Genomic DNA, 23,796 nt, shown 5'->3' on the forward strand with positions numbered 1-23,796 from the left:
CAATATCAATCTCGAATGAGGAGACTGTGAACATCATGGGTCGGATGAAAGGATAAAATTCGCACAGAGGATGCAGCGTTTTGCTCGAATAAAGAAAGCAAAGCGAACCTGTTCTGCGAGCACGTCCGCAGCCGATCACACTTTTTTTCAATTTAATCAAACCTGTTTATGCCTTTTGCCGTAAAACGAGCCGCTGTTTTCCCTGTAACCCTGAGGATGAAGTGTTGAAAAGGCGTCTGTTGATTACTGTATCTGGAACTCTCTTGTTGGCTTCGCTGGCGCACGCCGACGATATGCCGTTTCCCCTGACGCCACCGTCGATTGATGCCGCCTCCTGGGTGCTGATGGACGCCACCACCGGACAGGTGCTAACCGCGGGCAATCCTGACGAGCGCCGCAACCCCGCCAGCCTGACCAAACTGATGACCGGCTATGTGGTCGACCGCGCCATCGACGCGAAAAAAATCACCCGCGACGATGTCGTGACCGTGGGCAAAGACGCCTGGGCAGCCGGCAACCCGGTGTTCAAAGGCTCGTCGCTGATGTTCATCAAGCCCGGCGACAAGATCACGGTGCGCGACCTCAGCCGTGGCGTCATCATCGACTCCGGCAACGACGCCTGCGTGGCGCTGGCCGACTATGTGGCGGGCAGCCAGCAGAATTTCGTCAATATGATGAACCAGTACGTGCAGAAGCTGGGCCTGACCAACACTCACTTTGAAACCGTGCACGGCCTCGACGCGCCGGGTCAGTTCTCCTCGGCGCTCGATATGGCGAAGCTGTCGCGCGCGATTATCAGCGGCGAGCCCGATTTCTACGCCATGTACAGCGAAAAAACCCTTAGCTGGAACGGCATCACGCAGAACAACCGCAACGGGCTGCTGTGGGACAACAGCCTGCACGTTGACGGCCTGAAAACCGGCCATACCGAAACCGCAGGCTTTAATATCATCGCCTCGAACGTGGTCGGCCAGCATCGTCTGATCGCGGTAGTGATGGGTGGCAAAAGCCCGAAAGGGCGTGAAGAGCAGGCGCGCAAGCTGCTGGTCTGGGGCCAGAACACCTTCGACACCGTGCAGCTGTTCCACGCGGGCAAGAAAATCGGCACGGAAAACGTCTGGTACGGCAATCCGCACAGCGTCGCCGTCGGCACCGCGAACGACGTCTACCTGTCGCTGCCGCGCAGCGAGATCCAGAACGTGCAGGCGAAATATGTGATTGACCGCAAAGAGCTGGAAGCGCCGCTGAAAGCGGGCGAAACCATCGGCGAGATTCAGGTGATCGACAAAGAGAAGCAGCTGGCGAGCTATCCGCTGGTGACCCTCTCAGCGGTGGAGAAAGCGGGCGTCCTGACGCGGATCCAGGACTACCTGAAGCAAAAATTCTAGTAGCAGGCAGGCGGCCTCCGTGCCGCCGTTCGCCTTACTTCAGCTCTTCCTTCACATCCTTAACGTCGCTGGCCGAGACCGGCGCGGCGGCGTTGCCCCAGCTGTTGCGCACGTAGGTCAGCACGGCGGCGATCTGCTCGTCATCCAGCACGCCGGCAAAGGCGGGCATGGCGGGCGCGGTCGGTCGCGCGTCAGTATCGACGCCGCGGCTGCCCGCGCTGACCACGCGGATCAGCGAGGTGGCGTTTGGCTGATTGATCAGCGGGTTGGACGCCAGCTGCGGGAAGATATTCTTCTCGCCGCGTCCGCCAGGGCTGTGGCAGGCGGAACACTTCGCCTCGTAAATCTGCGCGCCGAGCTTCATGCGATCGTCGCTGGCCGCCAGCGGCTGCGGCACGCTCTCGTCGTGGGTTTTGCCCTCTTTCAGGAAGGTCGCCACCGCGCGCAGATCCTCGTCGCGCCAGTGCTGCGTAGAATGACGCACCGCGTCGGCCATCGGCCCGGAGGCGATGGCGTAGCGGTTCACGCCGGTGCGCAGGTAGCTGACGATATCCTCCTGCGTCCATTTGCCCAGTCCGGTGTGGTTGTCCGCGCCGAGATTGGGTGCATACCAGCCCTCAACTTCGCTACCGCTGAGGAAGCGATCGCCTTCATCGCCGCCGAGAAAGTTTTTCGAGGTGTGACAGGTGCCGCAGTGGCCAAGACCCTGCACCAGATAGGCGCCGCGGTTCCACTCCGCTGACTTTTTCGGGTCGGGCGTAAAGGTGCCCTTGTCGAAGTTGAGCCAGTTCCAGGCGATCAGGCTGGTGCGGATATTAAACGGAAAGGGCAGCTGGTTGGTCTCTACTTCATGGTGGATCGGCTGCAGCGTCTGTATCCACGCCCAGAGATCCTGCAGGTCCCGCTCCGACATTTTGGTGTAGGCGGTGAAGGGCATCGCGCCATAGAGCCGTTTGCCGTTGTGACCAATGCCTTCGGTCATGGCGCGGCGGAAGTCATCATAGCTCCAGTCGCCGATGCCGGTTTCGCGATCCGGCGTAATATTGGCGCCGGCCAGCACGCCGAATGGCGTATTGATCTTGACGCCGCCCGCATAGGGCTGCTTCGCATCGGTGGTGTGGCAGGCGGTGCAGTCGCCGAGCGTGGCGAGATAGCTGCCGCGCGCATACTGGTCATATTCCGGCTGCGCCTGGGCAGTCATGCTCGCGGCAAGCAGCAGCGCGGCGGAGAGAGCATTCAGCGTTTTCATGCGGTGATCATCTCCCCCGGACGTTTCAGATACCAGGTGCGGATCGCGTGCGCCGCCTTGAACGCCAGCGCGCCCACGGTGCCGGTCGGGTTATAGCCAGGGTTCTGCGGAAAGGCGGAGGCGCCCACCACAAACAGATTCGGCACGTCCCACACCTGCAAATGTTTATTCACTGAGCTGGTGCTGGGATCGGCGCCCATAATAAAGCCGCCGACAACGTGCGAGGACTGATAGGGCACGCTGCTCCAGTGGCCGGTCATCGGTTTGACGATCATCTCGCGCGGGTTCATCGATTTGGCGATCTCCGCCACCTTGCCGGTGCAGTACTGCGCCATCTTCAGGTCATTCTGCGAGAAGTCGAAGGTAATGCGCAGCAGCGGGCGGCCGTGCGGATCCTTGTAGTTGGGGTCGAGCGACAGGTAGTTGGTGCGCGTGGTGTAGCTGCTCGCCTCGCAGCCGATTGACATGGTGCTGAGATAGTTATCCTTCAGCGCGCGCTTCCATTTCGACCCCCACTTCGGCGTACCGGGCGGCAGCGGGCGATAGCCGATAGGCGCGGAGCCGATCGGCGTGACGCGAATACTGCCGCCGCCGAAAAAGCCGAGGCCGCTGTGGTCGAAGTTATCGTTGTTGAACTCATCGATGCCCATGCCGACCGCGCCGGCGCCGATAAAGGGATTAAAGTTCTTGTCGTCGAAAAACAGCGTCACGTTGTTGGCGGTCTGGTAGGCGTAGTTGCGGCCGGTGGTGCCCTTGTTGGTCACCGGATCGTAGGCCTCACCAATTTGCGACAGCAGCATCAGCCGCACGTTTTCAAAGGTAAAGGCGGCGACGATCACCAGATCGGCCGGCTGTTCCCAGCTATCGCCCGACGAATCCACATAGGTGACGCCGGTCGCTTTTTTACCGCTGGAGTCGGTGAGCACCTCCAGCACTTCGCAGTTGGTGTAGGCGGTAAAATTCTCTTTGCGCATCAGCGCGGGCAGCACGGTGGTAATGGCGCTCGCTTTGGAGTAGTTGGCGCAGCCGTAGTTGGTGCAGAAGCCGCAAAAGGTGCAGGGCCCCATAGTGACGCCGTAGGGGTTGGTGTAGGCCTCGGAGACCAGCGAAGAGGGCACCGGGAAGGGTTGATAGCCCATCTCTTTCGCCGCCTGGGCGAACAGCGTCGGACCGTAGGGCTGACGCAGCGGTGGCGTCGGATAGTCGCCGCTGCGCGGCCCTTCGAACGGATTGCCGCCGGCGCGCTTTTCGCCGTTAAGATTGCCCGCGTAGCCGGAAGTGCCCGCCACGCGCTCGAACTGCATATAGTGCGGCTCCATCTCCTCCCACGTAGTGCCCCAGTCCTGCAAAGCCAGCTCGCCGGGCATCGCGTCGGCGCCGTAGCGCTCGGTGAGATAGCTCTTCAGCTGAAATTCGTGCGGCTGAAAGCGGAAGGTAATGCCCGCCCAGTGGTTGCCCGCGCCGCCGGTGCCGTTGCCGGGGTGAAAGGATCCCCAGGTGCGCATCGGCAGCGCGGTCTGCGACGGGTTATTGCGCATGGTGCAGGTGTTTTGCCGCGTGCGCAGCATCAGCTCTTCGCGCATCACATAGCGCAGCTCGTCGGTGACGGTGCCGATATTGAAATCGCGTGCGGTATCGCGCCACGGGCCGCGCTCGATGCCGATCACCTCCAGCCCCTCGTCGGCCAGCTCATTGGCGATAATCGATCCCGCCCAGCCAAGGCCGATCACCACGACATCCGTTTTGGGTAACTTTTTCATGGCTTATCCTTAGCTTTCCACTGGGCGATGCTGATGGGTTCGAGATGCAGATCTTCGTTATGGCGCTCGATGTAGGGGCGATAGTCGTAGCGCGCGCCGGGGAAGCCCAGCATCTTCCACGACGCCATATCGCGATTGCCGCCGTAGATGGGATCGGCAAAAAAGCCTTCCATGGTGTTGTTGAGCACCTCGATAAACAGCGACTGGGCGTCAAAGCCCTCGAAATGCACCTTGCCCGCTTCCATCGCGGCCAGCAGCGCATCCTGCTGCTGCGGCGTCAGCTCTTTGAAGCGTTTCTGAGAGGTCTGCTGGACGTAGCGATCGAGCGCGGCCAGGCCCTGACGGTAGCGCTGCTGCGGCACCAGCGGAGACTGATCGCCCTGTTCGGTGGTGCCTTTCTGGAACGGGCCTTCCATATAAATGCGCTCGAAGGTGCCATAAAAGCCGTGCAGCTGGCGATCGATAAACTGGGCGCAGCCCGCTTCTTTGCCGCCCACGCTCAGCTCGTCGGCGGGGATCAGGCGATCGACGATCGCTTCGATGGTTTCCGCTTCCTGCGGCGTGAAAAAGAGCCAGCCGGGCTGGTCAAAGGTTTCAGGCGGGTTATCGGAGAAGGGCGTCCAGCCGGGCGAACCTTGCAGAGAGACGGCGTCGGCCGCGCGAGTAACCGTGGCGGCTACGCCTAACGTAGACCAGGTCAGCACCTGCCGTCGCGTCACGCCCGGCAAAGTTTTGGCTCTTTTTTTCATGTTGCTTCCTTTGATCGTGTTATCAAATAAACGAAAAGAGAAGAAGTGGTTAGCTTGTTGTTTTAGTGATTTTGATTGCTTGTAAAGTAAGTGTTGATAATTGTAAGAAGGTGTCAAAACTGTATTGAAATGTAGAAGCGGCAGTAAGCCTTAGCAACGTCATGGGATAAAATAACGCACTTTATGATCCTCAGCCGGAAAGCCACCTTGCGTCCTGATAAGCCCATATCGAATATTGAGTTTTGGTTCTATCGCCACTACCGCAGCGTGCATGGCGTGCGCATCGCCATCGCCTTTTTACTCACCTTTCTGCTGGTACGGCTGACCGGCATTCCAGAGGGCACCTGGCCGCTGATCACGCTGGTGGTGGTGATGGGGCCGATCTCCACCTGGGGCAACGTGTTTCCGCGCGCCATCCAGCGCATCTGCGGCACCTTTGCTGGCTCCATCTCCGGGCTGATCGCCCTGAAGCTGGAGCTGATGTCGCTGCCGGTGATGCTGGCCTGGTGCGGCGTGGTGATGATGGTGTGCGGCTACCTGACGCTGGGGAAACATCCCTATATGGCGCTGCTGATCGGCATTACGCTCAGCGTGGTGGTGGGCGCGCCGGCGGGCGACTTCACCGTGGCGCTGTGGCGCGGCGGCGACGTCATTCTCGGCTCGCTGCTGGCGCTGCTGTTCAGCGCAATCTGGGCGCAGCGCGCCTACACCCACTGGCGCATCCAGCTGTCGGATTCGCTGGCGGAGATCGCCAAGATTTATCACGCCGGCTTCTCGCCTAACCTGATTGAGAAGCCGCGCCTGAAGAAGCCGATTGGCAAGCTGCTCACCAGCGTGGTGAAAATGCGCGCGCTGCTGGTGCCGGCCAGTAAAGAGACGCGTATCCCGAAATCGGTGTTCGAAGCGATTCAGACCATCAATCGCAATATGGTGAACACGGTGGAGATGCAGATCGAAGCCTGGTGGGCCTCGCGCGAAACCCATTTGATCCTGCTTAACGCGCCGACGCTGCGCCGCACCCAGCAGATGACCGAAAAGACGCTGCGGGCGCTCTCGGTGCTGGCGCTGCGCGGCGAAACTGACGAGGTGGTGGCCAACAGCCATGAGCTGACGGAGATTACCCGCGAGCTAAAGCAGCTGATCGCCGATGCGGGCAGCGAGCGGCTGGAGGAGGCGCCCATCTATGGCTATGTCTGGCTGAGCCTGGAGCTGGCGAAGCAGCTGGAGCGCATGACCGATCTGATCCGCCTGGCGCTGCGCAAATAATCACCAGGGACAATGACTTAATGCGAAAGGCGCATTCTTTGCGCTAAGATAAGCGCCAGTCCGATTTTAGCGGCGACAATTGTCGCCACGGCTGGCGAACCGCTAAGCTGAAGGTTATGACTCTACTCCCTGCGCAAGCAGGCCCAAAAAAAGGTGCCACCATGGAAAATGCCAAGCAATCATTTCAGGACGTACTGGAGTTTGTGCGTATGTTCCGTCGCAAAAACAAACTGCAGCGTGAAATCACGGATAACGAAAAGAAAATTCGTGATAACCAGAAGCGTGTTCTGCTGCTGGACAACCTGAGCGAGTACATCAAACCCGGCATGAGCATCGAAGCGATTCAGGAAATCATCGCCTCAATGCGTTCCGACTACGAAGATCGTGTGGATGAATACATCATTAAAAACGCCGATCTGTCGAAAGAGCGTCGCGACCTGTCGAAAAAACTGAAATCGATGGGCGAGCCAAAAGCGCAGTAACTGGCCGTACAGAAGACAAATTCATTTTCATAGCGTAAAAAACCGCAGCTTTTTAAGTCTGCGGTTTTTTTATCTGCACTTCGTCCCGAGGAAGGGTACGACTACGGAGAAAATCAGCGTCATTGTCCTGTTAATATTCCCTTTGCGCCACGCAGTAGGCCCTCTGTACTCAGGTCTTCATCAAGATCGGGCCAGTGAATGCCGTAGCCTGCGCCACACAGTTCCCATTTCTGACGCTGTTCAGGCGTGCCGGCAGCCAGACGCGGGTACCATGCAACCGGCACGGAGATAGTGCGCCCATCCATCAGATCGACAGTCAGACGGTCGTCATCTATATGAACTTCCATGACGCGGATATCGTTTTCACTTTGTAAAATAAGCATTCCAGGCCTCCTGAAGATGATTCTGGTTCTCTTTCACCAGGCGCTGAAGTTCACGCAGCTCATGCGAAGCAAAACCCACACTGCGCGCCACGCTCAAGTCATGCAACCATATTTTAGCCGTTGCATTCTCCTTATCAACGTGGATGTGCGCGGGTTCGTTAGGTTCATGACTGTAGAAATAGAAGCGGTACGCACCAATTCTGAGAACGGTCGGCATGTTTATCTCCCTGACAAACAGTGTGAACAGAATATACGCTTTTACTCCACCCTCAGCGATGCTGCAACTGACGCGCAATCTGCTGTAGCTGCTGCGCCATCGCCGCCAGATCGGGCGCTTCGCCGCCCGGCGCGGCGGTGGTTGCGCGCTGCACCAGCGCCGGCTCCAGCACCCGCTGCGGCGGCGCCTCATCCTGCAGCCGCGCCAGCAGCGTCTCGACACACGTCTCACCCAGCGCCTGCAGATCCTGGCGCACCGTGGTCAGCGGCGGCTGATACCAGGCGCTTTCAGCGGTATCGTCATAGCCGACGATCGACATCTGCGCCGGGATCGCCACGCCGTGCTGGTGCAGCGCGCGCATCGCGCCCAGCGCCATTTGATCGTTCGCCACCAGCAGCGCCTGCGGCAGGCGATCCGGCAGCTGCTGCAGCATCGCCTGATAGCCGGACTGCGCGCTCCAGTCGCCCTGCAGCACGCAGCAGGGCGTCAGCTGATGCGCCGCCAGCGCCGCGCGCCAGGCCGCTTCCCGCAGCCGCGCTGAGATCGCCTGCGCCGGGCCGTTCAGCAGGCCGATCTGGCGATGTCCCAGCGCCACAAGGTGCTCAACCGCCGCCCGCGCGCCGCGCGCGTTGGAGTACTGACACTGCGCCACGTTCGCCTCAGGGTCGACATCCATAAAAATAACCGGCTTGTCGCCGCACAGCGTCTGGATCTGCTCCGCCTCTTCGACGGCCAGCGGCAGGTTGATCATCAGCGCATCCACGCGCTGCGCCAGCAGTTCGTTGACGGTGTCAGCGGCGCTGTGCTGGCCGCGCATGGCGATCACCAGATGGTAGCCGGCGCGGCTGGCGCGCTGCTGGATCGCCGAGGCGATCTGCGCCGGCGCCATCAGCGCCAGATCGCTGGTGGCGAGGCCGAGGGTGCGCGTCGCTTTGCCCGCCAGTTGCTGCGCCACGCGGTTTGGCACATAGTTGAGCTGCTGCATCGCCGCTTCTACCTTCGCGCGCGTGCGCGGCGACACCTGCGGCGAGTGGTTAAGCACGCGAGAAACGGTCTGATAGGAGACGCCCGCCAGGCGGGCGACGTCGTCGAGGGTAATAGCGCGGGAAGTCATGGAATTCTCCACAGAACAGAGGCGGGCAGTGTAGCAAAATTTCATCGTCGCAGGGCGTTCCGTCGCGCCTGCGCGTCATCCGACACGGAGGAAACATGCAGCTTACCCCGCAGGCTATTCAGGATCTTAATCTTATCGCCGCCTGGCTGGCGCTGGACGAGATGCCCGTTGAGGGCGACATCGATGCGGATATGGCGATCCTCGCCGGCCATGCGGTGCTGCCGAACATCGAGGGCGCGGTGGCGCTGGCAAAACGCTTCGGGCTGCCCTTGCTGCTCAGCGGCGGCATCGGCCACGCCACCGGCGCGCTGGCGCAGGCGATGGCGCTGCATCCGCTCTATCGCGATATCGACACGCGCGGCAACAGCGAGGCGCAGATGCTGGCGGCTATCGCCAGGGTTTTCGGCGGCATCGACGAGGATCAGCTGCTGCTGGAAGGGGAGTCGCGCCACTCTGGTGAGAACGCCGCCTTTAGCCAACGCCTGCTCGACGCGCAGCACCTGCGGCCGCAGCGCGTGGTGCTGATCCAGGACCCGCTGCTGCAGCGCCGCGCCGACGCCACCTTTCGCTGGCAGTGGCGCCACCGCGACGACGCACCGCTGTTTATCAACTGGCCGGTGTTTACGCCAGTGGTGACGCTCGACGGCGGCATGGCGCGCGTGACCGGCGCGCCGCCGCAGGGGCTCTGGTCGCTGGAGCGCTTCGTGCAGCTGCTGATGGGCGAAGTTGAGCGCCTGCGCAACGATGAAAAAGGCTACGGGCCGCGCGGCGCCGTTTTTTTCGGCGAGGTAGAGATGCCCGACGCGGTAGACGCCGCCTGGCATCGTCTGATGCGGCTGCCCGCCGTGCAGGCGCGGCTGGCGGCGCGGCGTTAACGTCCCTTGAGATAGACCTGCAGATTGACATTCACCGCGTTAAGCAGCGGCACGCTGACGCCGTTGCGCCGCGCGCGCTGCACCAGATCGCCGATCACCTGTTCCGCTTCGATATCAAAGCCCTGGGTTAAATCGCGGTACATCGACGAGGTCATCGGCGTGGCGGGGTTGCTCAGCAGCGCGAAAATTTTCGCCGTCACCGCCGGGCGCGGCTGGTAGCCGTCGGCGGTAATCGTCGCCAGCACCTCGCTGAAGAGGGCGTGCAGCAGCGCCTCGCCGCCCTCGGCGCTCAGCGCCTGCTGCGTATCGCCGCGCGTCAGGCAGCAGAAAGCGCCGAGCGTGCTCAGCAGCAGCCACTTCTCCCAGAGTTCGCTGATGATATTGTCGCTAAAAAAGGTCTCGACGCGGGCGGCGCGCAGCGCCTCGTCCACGCGCTGCAGCCGCGCGTCGTTGCGGCCATCCAGCGCGCCGTAGTAGATCTGATGCAGCGGCGTCATCTGCACCACCTCGCCCTGTTCGCCCAGCGTGGCGTTGATCTTCACCAGCCCGCCGATCACCTTATCGCCGAAGCGGTCACGCAGCGTATCGATATGGCGCATGCCGTTGAGGATCGGCAGGATCAGCGTCTGCTCGCCGACGGCGGGCGCGATGTCTTCTATCGCCTGCGCCAGACCAAAGCTTTTCACCGTCAGAATGATCAGGTCGTACGCGCCGCGCAGCGATCCCGCCTGCGCCAGCTGCGGCTGCAGCTTCTCCACTCCCTGCGGCGTGCGCAGCACCAGCCCGTGCTGCTGTAACTGCTGAAAACGACGCTCGCGCACCAGAAAGGTAACGTCGCGTCCCGCCTGCGCCAGACGCGCGCCAAAATATCCGCCGGTGGCCCCGGCGCCTGCGATAAGAATGCGCATGATCGATTTTTCCCTTAACAGTTGAGGCTGATACCTTAAAACCTGGCGGCGGCGGTTGCCAGCGTCGCGTCGCTCAGCGCTGCGTCGCCGCTGTCAGCAGCGCGTCCAGCAGGCCGGGAAAGCGCTGATCCAGGCAGTCGCGCCGCAGCGAAATCAGATTCTCCCGCCCCACGGGCCGCTGCCAGATCACGCCGCTGTCGCGCAGCACGCGCCAGTGATGCGTCATGGTCGATTTGGCGATCTCGCCGCGCAGCGCGTTGCAGCTCTGCTCGCCGCGCTGTGCCAGCGACTGCAGAATGGCGAGACGAAGCGGATTGCCCAGCGCGAACAGCACGTTTTCCAGTTTGATTTCGTGCGGCTGCGGATGATTTTCCAGCATGGTTTTCCTGTTCTACGATCTATGCATTGCGCAATTATAGCTCAATCTGTTCGTATTTAATCGTACAGTGGGCGTAAGCTGCTCATCGATGGCGCGCAATCCTGTGCGCCGCGCCACAAGTCAACCGACTAAGGACGCATCATGCCCCGAACCCTTCCCGTTGAGCGTTACCGCAATATCGGCATCTCCGCGCATATCGATGCCGGTAAAACCACCACCACTGAGCGCATCCTGTTTTACACCGGGATGAGCCACAAGCTGGGTGAAGTGCACGATGGCGCCGCAACGACCGACTGGATGGCGCAGGAGCAGGAGCGCGGCATCACCATTACCTCGGCGGCGGTCAGCTGCTTCTGGCCCGGCATGGACGGCAGCTTCGCGCCGCACCGCATCAATATTATCGACACGCCCGGCCACGTTGACTTCACCATTGAGGTCGAGCGCTCAATGCGCGTGCTGGACGGCGCGGTGATGGTCTATGACGCCGTCGGCGGCGTTCAGCCGCAGTCGGAGACGGTGTGGCGTCAGGCCAATAAATACCATGTGCCGCGCCTGGCCTTCGTCAACAAAATGGACCGGCAGGGCGCGGATTTCTTTCGCGTGGTGCAGATGATGAAAGATCGTCTGAGCGCCAACCCGGTGCCGATCGTCCTGCCCATCGGCGCGGAAGAGCGCTTCAGCGGCGTGGTCGATCTGCTGAAGATGCAGGCGATTTACTGGGACGAGGCGTCGCAGGGCATGACCTTCAGCTACGCGCCGATCCCCGACGCGCAGCTGGACGAGGCGAACGCCTGGCGGGAAAAAATGGTCGCGGCGGCGGCGGAAGCGAGTGATGAACTGATGGAAGCCTGGCTGGAGAGCGGCGATCTGGCGCACGACCAGATTATCGCCGGCCTGCGCCAGCGCACGCTGCGCAACGAGATCCAGCCGATGCTGTGCGGCAGCGCCTTTAAGAACAAGGGCGTGCAGCGCATGCTTGACGCGGTGGTGGAGCTGATGCCGTCACCGGCGGATATTCCCGCTATCAAAGGCGTGGATGAAAACGGCAACGAGGCGGAGCGGCATCCGGGCGATGACGAGCCTTTCTCGGCGCTGGCGTTCAAGCTGATGAGCGATCCCTTTGTCGGCCAGCTCACCTTTGTGCGCGTCTACTCCGGCGTGCTGCGCAAAGGCGACAGCGTCTGGAACGCGGTGAAGGGCAAGAAAGAGCGCATTGGCCGCATCGTGCAGATGCACGCCAACGCGCGCCATGAGATCGAAGAGATCCGCGCCGGAGATATCGCCGCCTGCGTCGGGCTGAAAGAGGTGACGACCGGGGAAACCCTGTGCGATCCCAGCGCCATTATCACCCTGGAGCGCATGGAGTTCCCGGAGCCGGTGATCTCGCTCTCTATCGAGCCGAAAACCAAAGGCGATCAGGAGAAGATGAGCCTGGCGCTGCAGCGGCTGGCGGCAGAAGATCCCTCGTTCCGGCTGCACACCGACGAGGAGTCGGGCCAGGCGATTATCTCCGGCATGGGCGAGCTGCATCTGGAGATCATCGTCGACCGCCTGAAGCGCGAATTCGGCGTCGAGGCAAATATCGGTCGACCGCAGGTGACCTACCGCGAGACGCTGCGCAAAGCGGCGCGCGACGTCGAAGGCAAATTCGTGCGCCAGTCCGGCGGCAAAGGGCAGTATGGCCACGTGGTGCTGACGCTGGAGCCGCTGGCACCGGGCGGCGGCTTTGTGTTCGAAGACGCCACCAAAGGCGGCGTGGTGCCGCGCGAATATATTCCGTCGGTGGAGAAGGGCATCCGCGAGGCGCTCAATACCGGCGTCATTGCCGGCTATCCCATTGTCGATGTGAAGGCGACGCTGACCTTCGGCTCCTATCACGACGTCGACTCCTCGGAGATGGCGTTCCGCATGGCGGCCATTCTCGGCTTCCGCGCGGCGGCGAAGCTGGCCGAGCCGGTGCTGCTGGAGCCGGTGATGAAGGTGGAAGTGGAGTCGCCGGAAGAGTACGCGGGCGGCATTATGGGCGATCTCTCGTCGCGTCGCGGACAGGTGCAGGGCATGGATGAGCACTTCGGCGGCCGCATCATCCGCGCCGAAGTGCCGCTGGCGGAGATGTTCGGCTACTCCACCGCGCTGCGCTCCCTGACGCAGGGGCGCGCCACCTACAGCATGGAGTTCGCCCACTACGCGCAGGCGCCGCGTCAGGTGGCGGACGCGGTGGTGGCGGCGCGTCACTGAGTTTTCCGCCGCGGATGGCAGGGACGCCATCCTTCTCTATTCCCGCCTGACGTCAAACCATTGTCACTATTCTCGTTTTACTTCCTCTTTTCCCCCGTTTAATCATTTCGCGGCTCGACTCTTTTGCGCGCGCCGCGGGCGCGCGCCTTTCCTCTCTGCGGACAAGGACACTATGAACGCACATTCTCTGCACCGCGCGCTGGGCGCGATCTGCCTGCTGGGCCACGTCGCCGCCGTCTCCGCCGCCGAAACGCCGCGATCGGGCGGCAGCTTTACCGTCGGCGTCGAAACCGAACCCAACACCTTCAATCCCCAGCTCAACGGGCAGGCGAAAGCTGACGTGACGCTGCGCAACGTCTGGGAGTCGCTGCTGGCACGTCAGCCCGACGGCAGCTTTGTTCCCTGGCTGGCGGAGCGTTATGAGGCGAGCCCGGACGGCTCCCGCTACCGTTTTACGCTGCGCCGCGACGTCTTTTTCTCTAACGGCGAGAAGCTGGACGCCCACGCCGTCGCGGAAAACTTTCGCCATACCCAGGATGCCGGATACTGCGCCGGATCCAGCCTGTGCATGATGGGCGCGCGCATCAGCCGCATCGAAACGCCCGATGACGCTACCGTCATCATTACCCTGAAACAGGGCTATACGCCGTTTCTGTCGTTTGCCGCCGCGCTGGAGATCCTCGCGCCCGCCAGCTGGCACTCGGCGCAGCTCAAGTCGGGCGGCAAGGAGATTGCCGGCACCGGCCCCTTTATTCTCGACAGCTATGAAAAAGGGCAGCAGGTCACTTTTATCAGGAACCCGAACTACCGCTGGGCGCCCGCCACGGCGAAACATCAGGGACCGGCGTATCTTGAGCGCGTCACCTACCGCTTCCTGCCGGAATCCTCGGTGCGCACCGGCGCGCTGCTCTCCGGCCAGCTGGACGCCATTGAAGGCATCTCTGGCAACGACGCGGGCGAGTTTAAAGAGAACGGCGACTTCACCTACCAGCACGCGCTGAACACCGGCACGCCGTACTCGCTCTATCTCAACGTCGACTATGGCCCGACCCAGGATCGGCGCGTGCGCCAGGCGATCGTGCAGGGGCTGCACATCGACCCGATCCTGCAGTCGGTCTACCGCGGCGAACGCACCCGCGGCTGGGGTATCACCTCGCCGGTAGAACCGCTGTATGACAAGGCGCTGGAGGGCAAATATGGCAACCAGCCGGAGGCGGCCAACCGGCTGCTGGATGAGGCGGGCTGGACCGCGCGCGACGGTGACGGCTTCCGCAGCAAAAACGGCCAGCGGCTAACCATTGAGGTGATCCAGGCGCAGGCGACGGTGCGCGACCAGCGCGACGTGCTGCTGCAGGCGATTCAGGCGCAGGCGCGCCAGCGGCTCGGCATCGATTTCAGGCTGCGCTACGTCGATTCGGGCACCTACAGCGCGGTGCGCAACAGCGGCCAGTTCGGCGCCATCGCTAACTCCAACACCGAAACCGACGGCATCGATATTGAAAATCACTATCGGCCCATCAGCCAGGGCGGGGCGATTAACTACAGCCGCGTCAACGATGAGCAGATTAACGCGCTGCTGGATAAAGCCGCCAGCACGCTGGATGTCGCGCAGCGGCGTCAGGACTATAGCGAACTGCAAAACCGCGCCCTGATCCAGCTGGCGCTGGCGGTGCCGCTCTATCAGCCGGAGGATCAAATCGCCGCCGCGCGCTACGTACACGGCTACGGTTTTCGCAGCTTTAAGCAGATGCCGGAAAATGCCTACGACGTCTGGCTGAGCGATCGTTAATTTCACTATTTGTTCTGTCGATATGCGCCTGACGCGGTTATTCCTGCGTCAGGCTGTTATGGATTCCCGTATTCGAAAAAACGATTGTCATTATTGTTGTTTTACATTTAGCACGCCGAATTTTAATAATTTCCCGGTGATTAACCCAGGAATAAAAATATGAGTCAGTCTGTTGAGGTGGCAAAACCCGAAGATGCGGAAGAGATTTTCGCCCTGCTGCAGCGCGCCTACGCCTCGCTGCTGGCGCAGGATATCCATTTCACCATTACGCAGGGCAATGTCGCGCAGGTGCGTCAGACCATAGAACGAGAAACGGTGCTGGTACTGCGTAAATGGAAGCGGGCGGTGGCGACGGTCACGGTGCGCTTCAGCTGGACGCCAGAGCCGAACGCGCCGTCGCAGCTGCCCTTTATTCACTGGTTCGCCGTCGATCCCGATTTTAAAGGCCAGGGATATGGCCGTGAAATTATCAGCTGGGCGGAAGATCATTTATTAAAGGAGACGCTAAAAGCGCCGGGCGTGTATCTGGCGACGGCGATAAAACATCCGTGGCTCAGCGAATTATATCAGCGCCGCGGCTATCAGCCTTTTTATCATCGCACCAACCCATTAGGCGAAGCGCTGGTTTTTATGAAAAAGGAATTTACCCCTGCTGCCGCCTCGCCATTAGCACGCTCGGCCTGATTAACAAAATAAAACACACCTGCTTCTTATAAGGATAATATGAAAAAGTCGTTTACCCTTGCGCTGGGTTTCACCTCTCTGTTGGCAAGCGCATCACCTTTGCTGGCCGCTGACGCACCGCGCAGCGGCGGCGCGCTGACGGTCGGCGTCGAGACCGAACCCACCACCTTTAACCCGCAGCTGAATGGTCAGGATAAAGCGGAAATCACCCTGCGCAATTTCTGGGAGTCGCTGCTGGCGCGCCGCCCCGACGGCAGCTTTGTTCCCTGGCTGGCGGAAAGCTATCACATCAGCCCGGACGGCAAAACCCTGCGCTTCTCCCTGCGCCGCGACGTCACCTTCTCTAACGGCGAAAAGCTAAACGCCAACGCGGTGGCGGAAAACTTTCGCCATACCCAGGACGCGAAGTATTGCGCGGGCACCAGCCTCTGCCTGATGGGCACCCATATCGCCAGCATCGAGACGCCAGACGACGCCACGGTGGTGATCAACCTTAACGCCACCTATGCGCCGTTCCTGTCGTTCGCCGCCGGTTTGCAAATTCTCGCCCCCGCCAGCTGGCAGTCGGCGCAGCTCAAGTCGGGCGGCAAGGAGATTGCCGGCACCGGGCCCTTTATTCTCGACAGCTATGAGAAAGGGCAGCAGGTGACCTTTGTCCGCAACCCGAACTACCGCTGGGCGCCCGCCACGGCGAAACATCAGGGCCCGGCGTATCTCGATCGCGTCACCTACCGCTTTCTGCCGGAGTCCTCGGTGCGCACCGGCGCGCTGCTTTCGGGCCAGGTGGACGCCATCGAGGGCATCTCCGGTAACGACGCAGGCGAGTTTAAAGACAACGACGACTTCACCTACCAGCACGCGCTGAACACCGGCACGCCCTACTCGCTGTTCCTCAACGTCGACTATGGCCCGACCCAGGATGTGCGCGTGCGCCAGGCGCTGCTGCAGGGGCTGGCGATCGATCCGCTGCTGAAATCGGTCTATCGCGGCGAGCGCACCCGCGCGTGGGGCATTACCTCGCCGGTCGATCCGCTCTATAACAAGGCGCTGGAAGGCCAGTATGGCAACCAGCCAGAAGCCGCCAACAAACTGCTGGACGAGGCGGGCTGGAGCGCGCGCGACGGCGACGGCTTCCGCACCAAAGAGGGCCAGCGGCTGCGTATTGAGCTGATCCAGGCGCAGGCCACGGTGCGCGACCAGCGTGACGTGCTGCTGCAGGCGATCCAGGCGCAGGCGCGCCAGCGGCTCGGCGTCGATCTCAAGCTGAACTACGTCGACTCTGGCACCTACACCGAGGTGCGCGCCAGCGGCAAGTTCGGCACCATCGCCAACTCCAATACGCCCACCGACGGCGTGGATATTGAAAACCACTACCGACCCATTAAGCAGGGCGGCGCCATCAACTACAGCCGCGTCAATGACGACCAGATCAATGCGCTGCTGGACAAGGCCGCCGGCACGCTGGACATCGCCCAGCGTCGCCAGGCCTATAGCGATCTGCAAAAGCGCGCGCTGACCGACCTGGCGCTGGCGCTGCCGCTCTACGAGCCGGAAGACCAGCTCGCCACTGCGCGCTATGTGCACGGCTACGGTTTCCGCAGCTACAAACAGATGCCGGAGAGCGCTTACGACGTCTGGCTCGATGAACATTAACAGGAGGCGAGGATGAGTCTGGAGAGCATCGCAACCCGCGCGCCGCGTAAGCCCGCGCCGTCGCTGTGGCGCCACGCGCTGGCGCGGCGTATTGCCGGCCGGCTGGGCGGCGGCGTGCTGGTGCTGTGGGCCGCCGTGACGCTGGCGTTTCTCGGCGTGCATCTGGCGCCGGGGGATATCGTCAGCCTGCTGATCGGCGAACAGGTGCGCACGCCCGCCATCGAGGCGGCGATCCGCGCCGAATGGGGGCTGAACGAGCCGCTGTGGCTACAGTATCTGCACTATCTCTGGCGCGTGCTGCACGGCGATTTCGGCCGCTCCTACATCCTGAATACCGAGGTCAGCCATTTGCTGGCGACGCAGCTGTGGCCGACCATCAAGCTGACGCTGGCAGCGCTGCTGGTGAGCGTGCTGTTCGCCGTCGCGGTGGCCGTCGCCACCGCGCATCGCCGCTGGGGCCGACGCGTGGCCAACGCGCTGGAGCTGCTGCTCGCCTCAACGCCGTCGTTCTGGATGGGCATTGTGCTGCTGTTTCTCTTTAGCTTTACGCTGCGCTGGTTCCCGGTGGCGGGCGACCGCACGCTCTCCGCGCTGGTGCTGCCCGCGCTGGCGCTGGGTCTGGCGCAGGGCGCGGTGATCGCCCAGCTGCTGCGGCGCGAGCTGGAGCGCGCACTGGAGGCGCCCTTTACCCTGACGCTGCGCGCCTGGGGCGTGGGCGAAACCACCATCCGCCTGCGCCACGCGCTGCGCCATGCCGCGTTGCCTGCGGTGACCCTCACCGGCTGGCTGGTGGGCGGTCTGCTGAGCGGCGCGGTGATCACCGAGCAGGTCTTTGGCCGTCCCGGCCTCGGCAAGCTGACGGTGGACGCGGTGCTGGCGAAGGATCTGCCGGTGGTGCTGGCGGTGGCAATCTTATCGGCGCTGATCTATGTGGTGATGAGCACGCTGGTGGACATTCTGGCGCTGTGGATCGATCCGCGCCTGCGTGGGGAGCCGCAATAATGCAAGCGATTCTGCAACGCGTTTCCTTCTCGCTGCCTGCCGCGGTGTGGGCCGCGATCCTCTTTCTGTTTCTGGTGCTGCTGGCGGTGATTGCGCCGCAATGGCTGGCACCCGGCGATCCGCTGCTGGCCGATCCGCTCAACGCCCAGCTGGCGCCCTCGGCGCAGCACTGGCTCGGCACCGATCAGCTGGGTCGCGATCTGCTGACCCGCGTGATCTACGGCAGCCGCTACTCGCTGCTGATTAGCGTGGCGGCCATGACGCTGGCGGTGCTGTTCGGCACGCTGCTCGGGCTGGTCGCGGCGCTGGCGCGTGGCGCGATCGACGAACTGCTGAGCCGCGCGGTCGACGTCATCTCCGCCTTTCCCGACCTGCTGCTGGCGCTGATGCTGATCGCCTTTACCGGGCCCGGCACCACGAATCTGATTATCGCGCTGGGCGTGGCGTCGGTGCCGCGCTTCGCCCGCGTGGTGCGTGCGCAGACTTACCGCGTCATGACCTCTGGCTATGTCGAGCAGGCGCGCACCTTCGGCCTGCCGCGCGCCACGCTGATCCTGCGTCATATTCTGCCGCACGCCCTTGCGCAGGTGCCGGCGCTGGCGACGCTCGGGCTGGGCACCGCCATTATCGGCACCGCCGGGCTGAGCTTTCTCGGCATGGGGCCACAGCCGCCAACCGCGGAGTGGGGGCTGATGCTGGCGGAAGGGCGCAACTATCTGCGCAACGCCTGGTGGATCGCGGTCTGGCCTGGGGTGTTTATCACCCTGACGGTGATTGCGGTCAACACGCTGGGCCGCTACTGGCAGGCGCGTTTTGAAGGAGGCGAAGCATGAAGCCGGTGATCGATATTCTCAATCTCTCTATCCGCTTTGGGCCGCACTATGTGGTGAAAAATCTCGATTTGGAGGTGCAGCCGGGCGAGTCGGTGGCGCTGGTGGGCGAGTCCGGCTCTGGCAAAACCCTGACGGCGCGCAGCCTGCTTGGGCTGCTGCCAGACGGCGCAACCCTGAGCGCCGATCGCTTCGTTATCGACGGGCGCGATATGCGCCACGCCGGGCGCGAAGCGTGGCGCGCACTGCGCGGCCGGCGTATCGGCTATGTGTTGCAGGACGCGCTGGTGTCGCTCGATCCGCTGCGGCGCATCGGTCAGCAGCTGGCGGACGCGCTGAGCGCCGCTGGCGCGCGCGGCAATCTGCAGGCGAAAAGCATTGCGCTGCTGCAGGCGGCGGGGATCCCCGACGCGGAAAACCGCCTGGCGCGCTATCCGCATCAGCTTTCCGGCGGCCAGCGCCAGCGCGCCCTGATCGCCGCCGCGCTGGCGGCCAGCCCGGCGCTGCTGATCGCCGATGAGCCGACCACGGCGCTCGATATGACGGTGCAGCAGCAAATTTTACAGCTGCTGGCGCAGCGCCGCCGCGACGGCCACGCGCTGCTGCTGATCAGCCACGACCTGGCGGTGGTTTCGGAACTGGCGGATCGCGTGCTGGTGATGCGCGACGGCGAGGTGGTGGAGCAGGGTAATAGCGCTCCGCTGCTGGCGCGGCCGCAGCATCCCTGGACGCAGCGCCTGCTGCGCGCGGTGCCGACCCCCGCCACGCGCGGCCTGCGCCTGAGCGCCGCCGAGCCGACGCCGCTGCCGCCGCGCCCGCAGCCCGGCAACGCGCCGCTGCTGGAGGCGATCGGGCTGAATAAGGCCTACGGCGATCGCCAGGTGCTGAACAATATTCACTTCCGCCTGCATCCGGGCGAAACCCTCGGCGTGGTGGGTGAATCCGGCTCCGGCAAAACCTCGCTGGTGAAAGTGGTGATGGGGCTGACCGAGCCGGACAGCGGCACGCTGCTGCTGGAGGGCAGCCGCTGGGATCGCCTTCACGAGAAGGCGCGCCGCGCGCGTCGGGCGCGCCTGCAGCTGATCGCCCAGGATCCCTTTAGCTCTTTCGATCCGCGCTACACGGTGGAAAAGATTATCGGCGAAAGCCTCGACAGCGCGGGTATTTTTGGCGATGCGCGCCGCCAGCGCGTGCGCCAGCTGCTGGACGAGGTGCAGCTCGGCGATCGCTTTCTCCATCGCTATCCGCAGCAGCTCTCCGGCGGCCAGCGCCAGCGCGTCGCCATCGCGCGCGCCTTTGCGCCCAATCCGGCGCTGCTGGTGGCGGATGAGCCGGTGAGCGCGCTCGACGTCTCGGTGCAGGCGCAGGTGCTGGATCTGCTGGCCGACATGCAGGCAGAGCACGGCACCGCGCTGCTGTTTATTTCCCACGATCTCGGCGTCATCCAGCACCTCGCCGACCGCGTGCTGGTGATGCAAAACGGCCAGGTGGTAGAGAGCGGCGATCTGCGTCAGGTGTTCGACGCGCCGCAGCATCCCTGGACGCAAAAACTGTTACAGGCCCTGCCGGCGCTTCCCGCCTGGCGGCCTGCCGTCGCATAAAGGAGAACAGCATGAGTCAGACACAACGCCAGCTGCGGCTGGGAGCCATAATTCAGGGCGCATCCGGCAATATGTCCGCCTGGCGTCATCCCGATGCGGTGGCCGACGCCAGCATCAACGTCGATTACGTGCTGGATCTGGCGCGCAAGGCGGAGCAGGCGAAGATCGACTTTCTGTTCGTCGCCGACGGCCTCTATATTACGCCGCAGTCGATCCCCCATTTTCTCAATCGTTTTGAGCCGGTTACGCTGCTCTCGGCGCTGTCGCTGGTGACGAAAAACATCGGGCTGGTGGCGACGCTTTCCACCTCCTACAGCGAGCCCTTTACCGTGGCGCGCCAGTTCGCCAGCCTCGATCACCTGAGCGGCGGTCGCGTCGGCTGGAACGTGGTGACCTCGCCGCTGGAGGGATCGGCGAAAAACTTTTCCCGCGCCAGCCATCCAGAACATGACGAGCGCTATCGCGTCGCCAGCGAATATCTTGAGGTAGCGAAGGGATTGTGGGATTCGTGGGAGGCGGACGCCTTTGTGCGCGACAAGGCGAGCGGCCAGTTCTTCGACGCCGACAAGCTGCATACCTTGAACCATAAAGGGAAATATTTCTCGGTGCAGGGGCCGCTCAACGTCGGCCGCTCACCGCAGGGACGGCCGGTGGTGTTTCAGGCGGGCGCGTCGGAAGCGGGGAAAGCCTTCGCCGTTGAAGCCGCTGACGCCATCTACACCCGGCAGGAGACGCCAGCGCTGGCGCGAGAATTCCGCGAGGATGTGCGCCGTCAGCTGGTGGCGCGCGGCCGTCGCGCCGATGATATCCGCGTGTTTCAGGGCATTAGCGTGATTATCGGCAGCAGCGAGGCTGACGCCGAGCGCCGCTATCAGCAGACCGCCGAGCTGGTGACGCTCGACAAGGCGCTGGAATATCTCGGCCGCTACTTTGAGCATCACGACTTCAGCCAGTACGACGCCGATGCGCCGTTTCCGGCGATCGGCGATCTTGGCGAGAACAGCTTTCGCAGCACCACTGACGCCATCAAGCGCAACGCGCGCGAGCGCGGCCTGACGCTGCGTCAGGTGGCGCTGGAAGAGGCGACGCCGCGTCCCACCTTTCTCGGCACGGCGCAGCAGGTGGCGGACGGATTAGCAGCGTGGTTTCTCAGCGGCGCGGCAGACGGTTTCGTGGTGCGCGGCGGCACGCCGACGGCGTTTGATGACTTTGTCGAGCAGGTGATCCCGCTGCTGCAGGCGCGCGGCATCTATCGTCAGCAGTATGAAGGCGCAACGCTGCGTGAAAATCTCGGCCTGGCCGAGCCGGAAAACCAGTTCGCCAGCCGTCGCCAGCAGGTGGCCTGAGCTACAGCGCCGTCACGCCGAGCGCGGCGGCCTGCTCCTCCCAGCGCGTGATTTCCTGATACGCCTCGCGCTTCGGCACGATAAAGCCGGTAATAAAACTGGCGCGCACCGCTTTCTCTTCTGCCAGCCGGGCTAATTCACGACGCAGCGTCGCCAGCGTCTGCGCATCCGTCTGGGCGGAGGTAATCAGCGGCGGCGCAGGGCAGAGCGGGGTTTCGCCGATAATCGCCAGGCCCGCCAGCTCCTGCGCGGCGTGACGGCGCAGCAGCGCCCAGGTTACACAGTCAATCGCCGCAATATCCGCTTTCCCGGCGCGCAGCTCCGCCAGCGACTGGCGATGGCTGCCGCTCAGCGTCGTGACGCTAAAAAAGCGGCCATCCTGCGCCAGCGGCGCGATCAGGTAGCGCAGCGCGTTGTAGCCGGAGTGGGAATCGAGGCTGTTGGCCACCGCGCGGCGGCCGCGAAAATCCGCCAGCGCGCGATCCTCATCCTCCGCCCGCGCCACCAGCCAGCTGCGGTAGCGTGCACCGTCACAGCCCGGCGCGCTAAGGGTAAAGGCGCCGACCAGCTGCACCTCTGGCAGCTGCGTCATCAGCGGGTAGCCGCAGGTCTGGCTCAGCAGCAGATCGCTGGCGCGCCAGTGTTTCATCAGATCCTCTGGCCACTCAACATCCGCCTGTAATCGCTGCGCCAGCTTTGCGCTCAGCGCCTGGGTGTCGGGGTGGTGAATGTCGTACATCGGTAACGCAAGGCGCTTCATGCTCTGCATCCTGTTGCCAGCCCGGATGGGCGTTAACGTTCACGGGGCGGGTCGAGAAGCGCCGCCACCATTCGCCGTAGCCCGCCGCGCGAAAGCCGCGGTTGCGCTGGTGATAGTCGTCGCGCCACAGCAGATAGACCCTGCGCAGACCATACCACGGCAGGCCGGGCAGGTCGTGATGCACCGCGTGATAGTTAAGATTAAGAAACAGCAGGCGCCACGCCCAGCCCGCCTCGTTATTCACCGAGCGCGCCAGCGGATCGGCAGCGGCGCGGTGTTCGTAAAACGAGCGCACCTTGGTCAGCATCAGCGCGGGATAGCTCACCGCCAGCACAAACCACAGCGACGAAAAGCCCTGGCGCGCCATCAGGAGAAACAGCCCCGCCAGCAGCAGCAGATGGATCACCCACATGGCGATGGCGCGTCCTTCGCCCCGACAGAACGCCAGCAGCAGCGACCGCAGCGTGGCGGCGATATCCAGCAGCGGCCCCAGCAGCAGCCGACCGGGAAAGGTGTTGCGCAGGTGGATCGCCTGACGCTGCCACGGACGCAGCCGCGCCCAGCGCGCCGGCGACAGATAGTAGGTTTCCGGATCCTCGTCGGGATCGGTCAGGCTGTGGTTGCGGTGGTGCGCCAGATGTGAATCGCGGTAAAGCCCGTAGGGATACCACACCGCCAGCGGCAGCGTGCCGAACAGCTGGTTGAGTCGCGGGAAGCGCGTCGGATGGCCGTGGATCAGCTCATGCTGCAGCGACAGATACCAGCAGGTAAAAAGGATCAGCAGCAGCGTGGCGGGCCACAGACCCAGCGTTCGCCAGTGCGCCAGCGTGGCGAACCAGCCGCCGTAGATGGTGGCCATCAGCAGCCAGGTGGGCAGCTCGCTGCGCCACAGCCAGCTCTTACGCCAGCGATGAATGTGCGCGCGCTGCTGCGCGTCGAGATACGCGGACGATCCTCTTGTCATGGCAACCTGCCGAGTGTGATGAAATTCAGCACAACATGCGTGAAGGCGATGAAAAAGAGAAAGATCTTCTCTCTCTTACTTATGTCGAAAATCTTGATGATACGGTTGAAAACTATTGGCTATCAGTCGAGAGACGGCTGACGTAACCTTTGCCTATCG

The 23,796-nt window shown here is 62.9% G+C and carries 22 protein-coding genes; 12 read left to right on the top strand and 10 right to left on the bottom strand.

Annotated features, from left to right (window positions below; translation table 11 throughout):
• Nucleotides 1–224: 224 nt before the first annotated feature.
• On the top strand, nucleotides 225–1,388 hold the full coding sequence (gene dacD / locus B2J69_RS13330; protein WP_174580904.1) for a serine-type D-Ala-D-Ala carboxypeptidase DacD: 1,164 nt from the start codon (nucleotides 225–227) through the stop codon (nucleotides 1,386–1,388).
• 34 nt (nucleotides 1,389–1,422) lie between these two features.
• Here dacD and B2J69_RS13335 read toward each other — a convergent pair whose 3' ends face one another.
• Genes B2J69_RS13335 through B2J69_RS13345 form a run of 3 tightly spaced genes read right to left on the bottom strand, consistent with a single transcriptional unit; the run spans nucleotide 1,423 to nucleotide 5,146 of the window.
• Nucleotides 1,423–2,637, bottom strand: coding sequence for a cytochrome c (locus B2J69_RS13335; RefSeq protein WP_081139926.1), 1,215 nt, complete (start codon nucleotides 2,635–2,637; stop codon nucleotides 1,423–1,425).
• Nucleotides 2,634–4,397, bottom strand: coding sequence for a GMC family oxidoreductase (locus tag B2J69_RS13340; protein ID WP_081139928.1), 1,764 nt, complete (start codon nucleotides 4,395–4,397; stop codon nucleotides 2,634–2,636). The genes B2J69_RS13335 and B2J69_RS13340 overlap by 4 nt, the downstream gene beginning before the upstream one ends.
• Nucleotides 4,394–5,146: a gluconate 2-dehydrogenase subunit 3 family protein gene (locus tag B2J69_RS13345; RefSeq protein WP_081139931.1), complete on the bottom strand. Its 753-nt coding sequence runs from the start codon at nucleotides 5,144–5,146 to the stop codon at nucleotides 4,394–4,396. The genes B2J69_RS13340 and B2J69_RS13345 overlap by 4 nt, the downstream gene beginning before the upstream one ends.
• Nucleotides 5,147–5,353: 207 nt before the next feature.
• Here B2J69_RS13345 and B2J69_RS13350 point away from each other — a divergent pair, with 207 nt between their 5' ends.
• Complete coding sequence (locus tag B2J69_RS13350; RefSeq protein WP_174580905.1) at nucleotides 5,354–6,412, top strand: FUSC family protein; 1,059 nt, start codon at nucleotides 5,354–5,356, stop codon at nucleotides 6,410–6,412.
• Between the two features lie 161 nt (nucleotides 6,413–6,573).
• Nucleotides 6,574–6,894, top strand: coding sequence for a PTS system regulator TmaR (gene tmaR, locus B2J69_RS13355; RefSeq protein WP_033791495.1), 321 nt, complete (start codon nucleotides 6,574–6,576; stop codon nucleotides 6,892–6,894).
• Between the two features lie 119 nt (nucleotides 6,895–7,013).
• Here tmaR and B2J69_RS13360 read toward each other — a convergent pair whose 3' ends face one another.
• Genes B2J69_RS13360 through B2J69_RS13370 form a run of 3 tightly spaced genes read right to left on the bottom strand, consistent with a single transcriptional unit; the run spans nucleotide 7,014 to nucleotide 8,608 of the window.
• Entirely contained in the window at nucleotides 7,014–7,277 is a 264-nt protein-coding gene (locus B2J69_RS13360; RefSeq protein WP_081139935.1) for a DUF2442 domain-containing protein, read from the bottom strand.
• Nucleotides 7,258–7,494 carry a DUF4160 domain-containing protein gene (locus B2J69_RS13365; protein ID WP_081139937.1) on the bottom strand — a complete coding sequence of 79 codons (237 nt, stop codon included), beginning with the start codon at nucleotides 7,492–7,494 and terminating at the stop codon, nucleotides 7,258–7,260. Before B2J69_RS13365 ends, B2J69_RS13360 begins: the two co-directional genes overlap by 20 nt.
• A 52-nt stretch (nucleotides 7,495–7,546) precedes the next feature.
• On the bottom strand, nucleotides 7,547–8,608 hold the full coding sequence (locus B2J69_RS13370; RefSeq protein ID WP_081139940.1) for a LacI family DNA-binding transcriptional regulator: 1,062 nt from the start codon (nucleotides 8,606–8,608) through the stop codon (nucleotides 7,547–7,549).
• A 95-nt stretch (nucleotides 8,609–8,703) separates the two neighbouring features.
• Between B2J69_RS13370 and B2J69_RS13375 the strand changes: the two genes are divergently transcribed.
• On the top strand, nucleotides 8,704–9,483 hold the full coding sequence (locus B2J69_RS13375; protein WP_081139942.1) for a YdcF family protein: 780 nt from the start codon (nucleotides 8,704–8,706) through the stop codon (nucleotides 9,481–9,483).
• Here B2J69_RS13375 and B2J69_RS13380 read toward each other — a convergent pair.
• A complete protein-coding gene (locus B2J69_RS13380; protein WP_081139944.1) occupies nucleotides 9,480–10,391 on the bottom strand; it encodes a ketopantoate reductase family protein in 912 nt (303 codons plus the stop codon). The genes B2J69_RS13375 and B2J69_RS13380 overlap by 4 nt on opposite strands.
• Nucleotides 10,392–10,464: 73 nt before the next feature.
• Nucleotides 10,465–10,770: an ArsR/SmtB family transcription factor gene (locus tag B2J69_RS13385; RefSeq protein ID WP_081139947.1), complete on the bottom strand. Its 306-nt coding sequence runs from the start codon at nucleotides 10,768–10,770 to the stop codon at nucleotides 10,465–10,467.
• Between the two features lie 141 nt (nucleotides 10,771–10,911).
• Between B2J69_RS13385 and fusA the strand changes: the two genes are divergently transcribed.
• The 8 genes from fusA (at nucleotide 10,912) to B2J69_RS13425 (ending at nucleotide 21,913) form a co-directional block, all read left to right on the top strand.
• A complete protein-coding gene (gene fusA, locus B2J69_RS13390) occupies nucleotides 10,912–13,008 on the top strand; it encodes an elongation factor G (RefSeq protein WP_081139949.1) in 2,097 nt (698 codons plus the stop codon).
• Nucleotides 13,009–13,180: 172 nt separating this feature from the next.
• Entirely contained in the window at nucleotides 13,181–14,797 is a 1,617-nt protein-coding gene (locus B2J69_RS13395; protein WP_081139952.1) for an ABC transporter substrate-binding protein, read from the top strand.
• A gap of 159 nt (nucleotides 14,798–14,956) precedes the next feature.
• The gene (locus tag B2J69_RS13400; protein WP_081139954.1) at nucleotides 14,957–15,481 is read left to right on the top strand and encodes a GNAT family N-acetyltransferase; all 525 of its coding nucleotides are present in this window, start codon (nucleotides 14,957–14,959) and stop codon (nucleotides 15,479–15,481) included.
• Between the two features lie 39 nt (nucleotides 15,482–15,520).
• The gene (locus B2J69_RS13405; protein WP_081139956.1) at nucleotides 15,521–17,134 is read left to right on the top strand and encodes an ABC transporter substrate-binding protein; all 1,614 of its coding nucleotides are present in this window, start codon (nucleotides 15,521–15,523) and stop codon (nucleotides 17,132–17,134) included.
• 12 nt (nucleotides 17,135–17,146) lie between these two features.
• Entirely contained in the window at nucleotides 17,147–18,136 is a 990-nt protein-coding gene (locus tag B2J69_RS13410) for an ABC transporter permease (RefSeq protein WP_081139958.1), read from the top strand.
• A complete protein-coding gene (locus tag B2J69_RS13415) occupies nucleotides 18,136–18,969 on the top strand; it encodes an ABC transporter permease (RefSeq protein WP_081139960.1) in 834 nt (277 codons plus the stop codon). The genes B2J69_RS13410 and B2J69_RS13415 overlap by 1 nt, the downstream gene beginning before the upstream one ends.
• A complete protein-coding gene (locus B2J69_RS13420) occupies nucleotides 18,966–20,567 on the top strand; it encodes a dipeptide ABC transporter ATP-binding protein (protein WP_081139962.1) in 1,602 nt (533 codons plus the stop codon). Before B2J69_RS13415 ends, B2J69_RS13420 begins: the two co-directional genes overlap by 4 nt.
• 11 nt (nucleotides 20,568–20,578) lie before the next feature.
• Nucleotides 20,579–21,913 carry an LLM class flavin-dependent oxidoreductase gene (locus tag B2J69_RS13425; protein ID WP_081139964.1) on the top strand — a complete coding sequence of 445 codons (1,335 nt, stop codon included), beginning with the start codon at nucleotides 20,579–20,581 and terminating at the stop codon, nucleotides 21,911–21,913.
• A gap of 1 nt (nucleotide 21,914) precedes the next feature.
• On the opposite strand, the gene B2J69_RS13430 is transcribed toward B2J69_RS13425, so the two are convergent.
• Together B2J69_RS13430 and B2J69_RS13435 are read right to left on the bottom strand one after the other, a co-directional pair.
• Entirely contained in the window at nucleotides 21,915–22,682 is a 768-nt protein-coding gene (locus B2J69_RS13430; protein WP_081139966.1) for a phosphate/phosphite/phosphonate ABC transporter substrate-binding protein, read from the bottom strand.
• Complete coding sequence (locus B2J69_RS13435) at nucleotides 22,579–23,637, bottom strand: fatty acid desaturase (RefSeq protein WP_081139969.1); 1,059 nt, start codon at nucleotides 23,635–23,637, stop codon at nucleotides 22,579–22,581. The genes B2J69_RS13430 and B2J69_RS13435 overlap by 104 nt, the downstream gene beginning before the upstream one ends.
• Nucleotides 23,638–23,796 lie beyond the last annotated feature (159 nt).

It is taken from the genome of Pantoea latae (genome assembly GCF_002077695.1).
Classification (GTDB): domain Bacteria; phylum Pseudomonadota; class Gammaproteobacteria; order Enterobacterales; family Enterobacteriaceae; genus Pantoea; species Pantoea latae.

What these genes read in the sequence shown, in the direction of transcription:
- B2J69_RS13360 (WP_081139935.1), bottom strand. Translation starts at nt 7,277, where the DNA reads ATGCTTATTTTACAAAGTGAAAACGATATCCGCGTCATGGAAGTTCAT.
- B2J69_RS13365 (WP_081139937.1), bottom strand. Translation starts at nt 7,494, where the DNA reads ATGCCGACCGTTCTCAGAATTGGTGCGTACCGCTTCTATTTCTACAGT.
- fusA (WP_081139949.1), top strand. Translation starts at nt 10,912, where the DNA reads ATGCCCCGAACCCTTCCCGTTGAGCGTTACCGCAATATCGGCATCTCC.
- B2J69_RS13420 (WP_081139962.1), top strand. Translation starts at nt 18,966, where the DNA reads ATGAAGCCGGTGATCGATATTCTCAATCTCTCTATCCGCTTTGGGCCG.
- tmaR (WP_033791495.1), top strand. Translation starts at nt 6,574, where the DNA reads ATGGAAAATGCCAAGCAATCATTTCAGGACGTACTGGAGTTTGTGCGT.
- B2J69_RS13340 (WP_081139928.1), bottom strand. Translation starts at nt 4,397, where the DNA reads ATGAAAAAGTTACCCAAAACGGATGTCGTGGTGATCGGCCTTGGCTGG.
- B2J69_RS13395 (WP_081139952.1), top strand. Translation starts at nt 13,181, where the DNA reads ATGAACGCACATTCTCTGCACCGCGCGCTGGGCGCGATCTGCCTGCTG.
- B2J69_RS13425 (WP_081139964.1), top strand. Translation starts at nt 20,579, where the DNA reads ATGAGTCAGACACAACGCCAGCTGCGGCTGGGAGCCATAATTCAGGGC.
- B2J69_RS13400 (WP_081139954.1), top strand. Translation starts at nt 14,957, where the DNA reads ATGAGTCAGTCTGTTGAGGTGGCAAAACCCGAAGATGCGGAAGAGATT.
- B2J69_RS13375 (WP_081139942.1), top strand. Translation starts at nt 8,704, where the DNA reads ATGCAGCTTACCCCGCAGGCTATTCAGGATCTTAATCTTATCGCCGCC.
- B2J69_RS13415 (WP_081139960.1), top strand. Translation starts at nt 18,136, where the DNA reads ATGCAAGCGATTCTGCAACGCGTTTCCTTCTCGCTGCCTGCCGCGGTG.
- B2J69_RS13435 (WP_081139969.1), bottom strand. Translation starts at nt 23,637, where the DNA reads ATGACAAGAGGATCGTCCGCGTATCTCGACGCGCAGCAGCGCGCGCAC.
- B2J69_RS13385 (WP_081139947.1), bottom strand. Translation starts at nt 10,770, where the DNA reads ATGCTGGAAAATCATCCGCAGCCGCACGAAATCAAACTGGAAAACGTG.
- B2J69_RS13380 (WP_081139944.1), bottom strand. Translation starts at nt 10,391, where the DNA reads ATGCGCATTCTTATCGCAGGCGCCGGGGCCACCGGCGGATATTTTGGC.
- B2J69_RS13410 (WP_081139958.1), top strand. Translation starts at nt 17,147, where the DNA reads ATGAGTCTGGAGAGCATCGCAACCCGCGCGCCGCGTAAGCCCGCGCCG.
- B2J69_RS13370 (WP_081139940.1), bottom strand. Translation starts at nt 8,608, where the DNA reads ATGACTTCCCGCGCTATTACCCTCGACGACGTCGCCCGCCTGGCGGGC.
- B2J69_RS13345 (WP_081139931.1), bottom strand. Translation starts at nt 5,146, where the DNA reads ATGAAAAAAAGAGCCAAAACTTTGCCGGGCGTGACGCGACGGCAGGTG.
- B2J69_RS13430 (WP_081139966.1), bottom strand. Translation starts at nt 22,682, where the DNA reads ATGCAGAGCATGAAGCGCCTTGCGTTACCGATGTACGACATTCACCAC.
- B2J69_RS13405 (WP_081139956.1), top strand. Translation starts at nt 15,521, where the DNA reads ATGAAAAAGTCGTTTACCCTTGCGCTGGGTTTCACCTCTCTGTTGGCA.
- B2J69_RS13335 (WP_081139926.1), bottom strand. Translation starts at nt 2,637, where the DNA reads ATGAAAACGCTGAATGCTCTCTCCGCCGCGCTGCTGCTTGCCGCGAGC.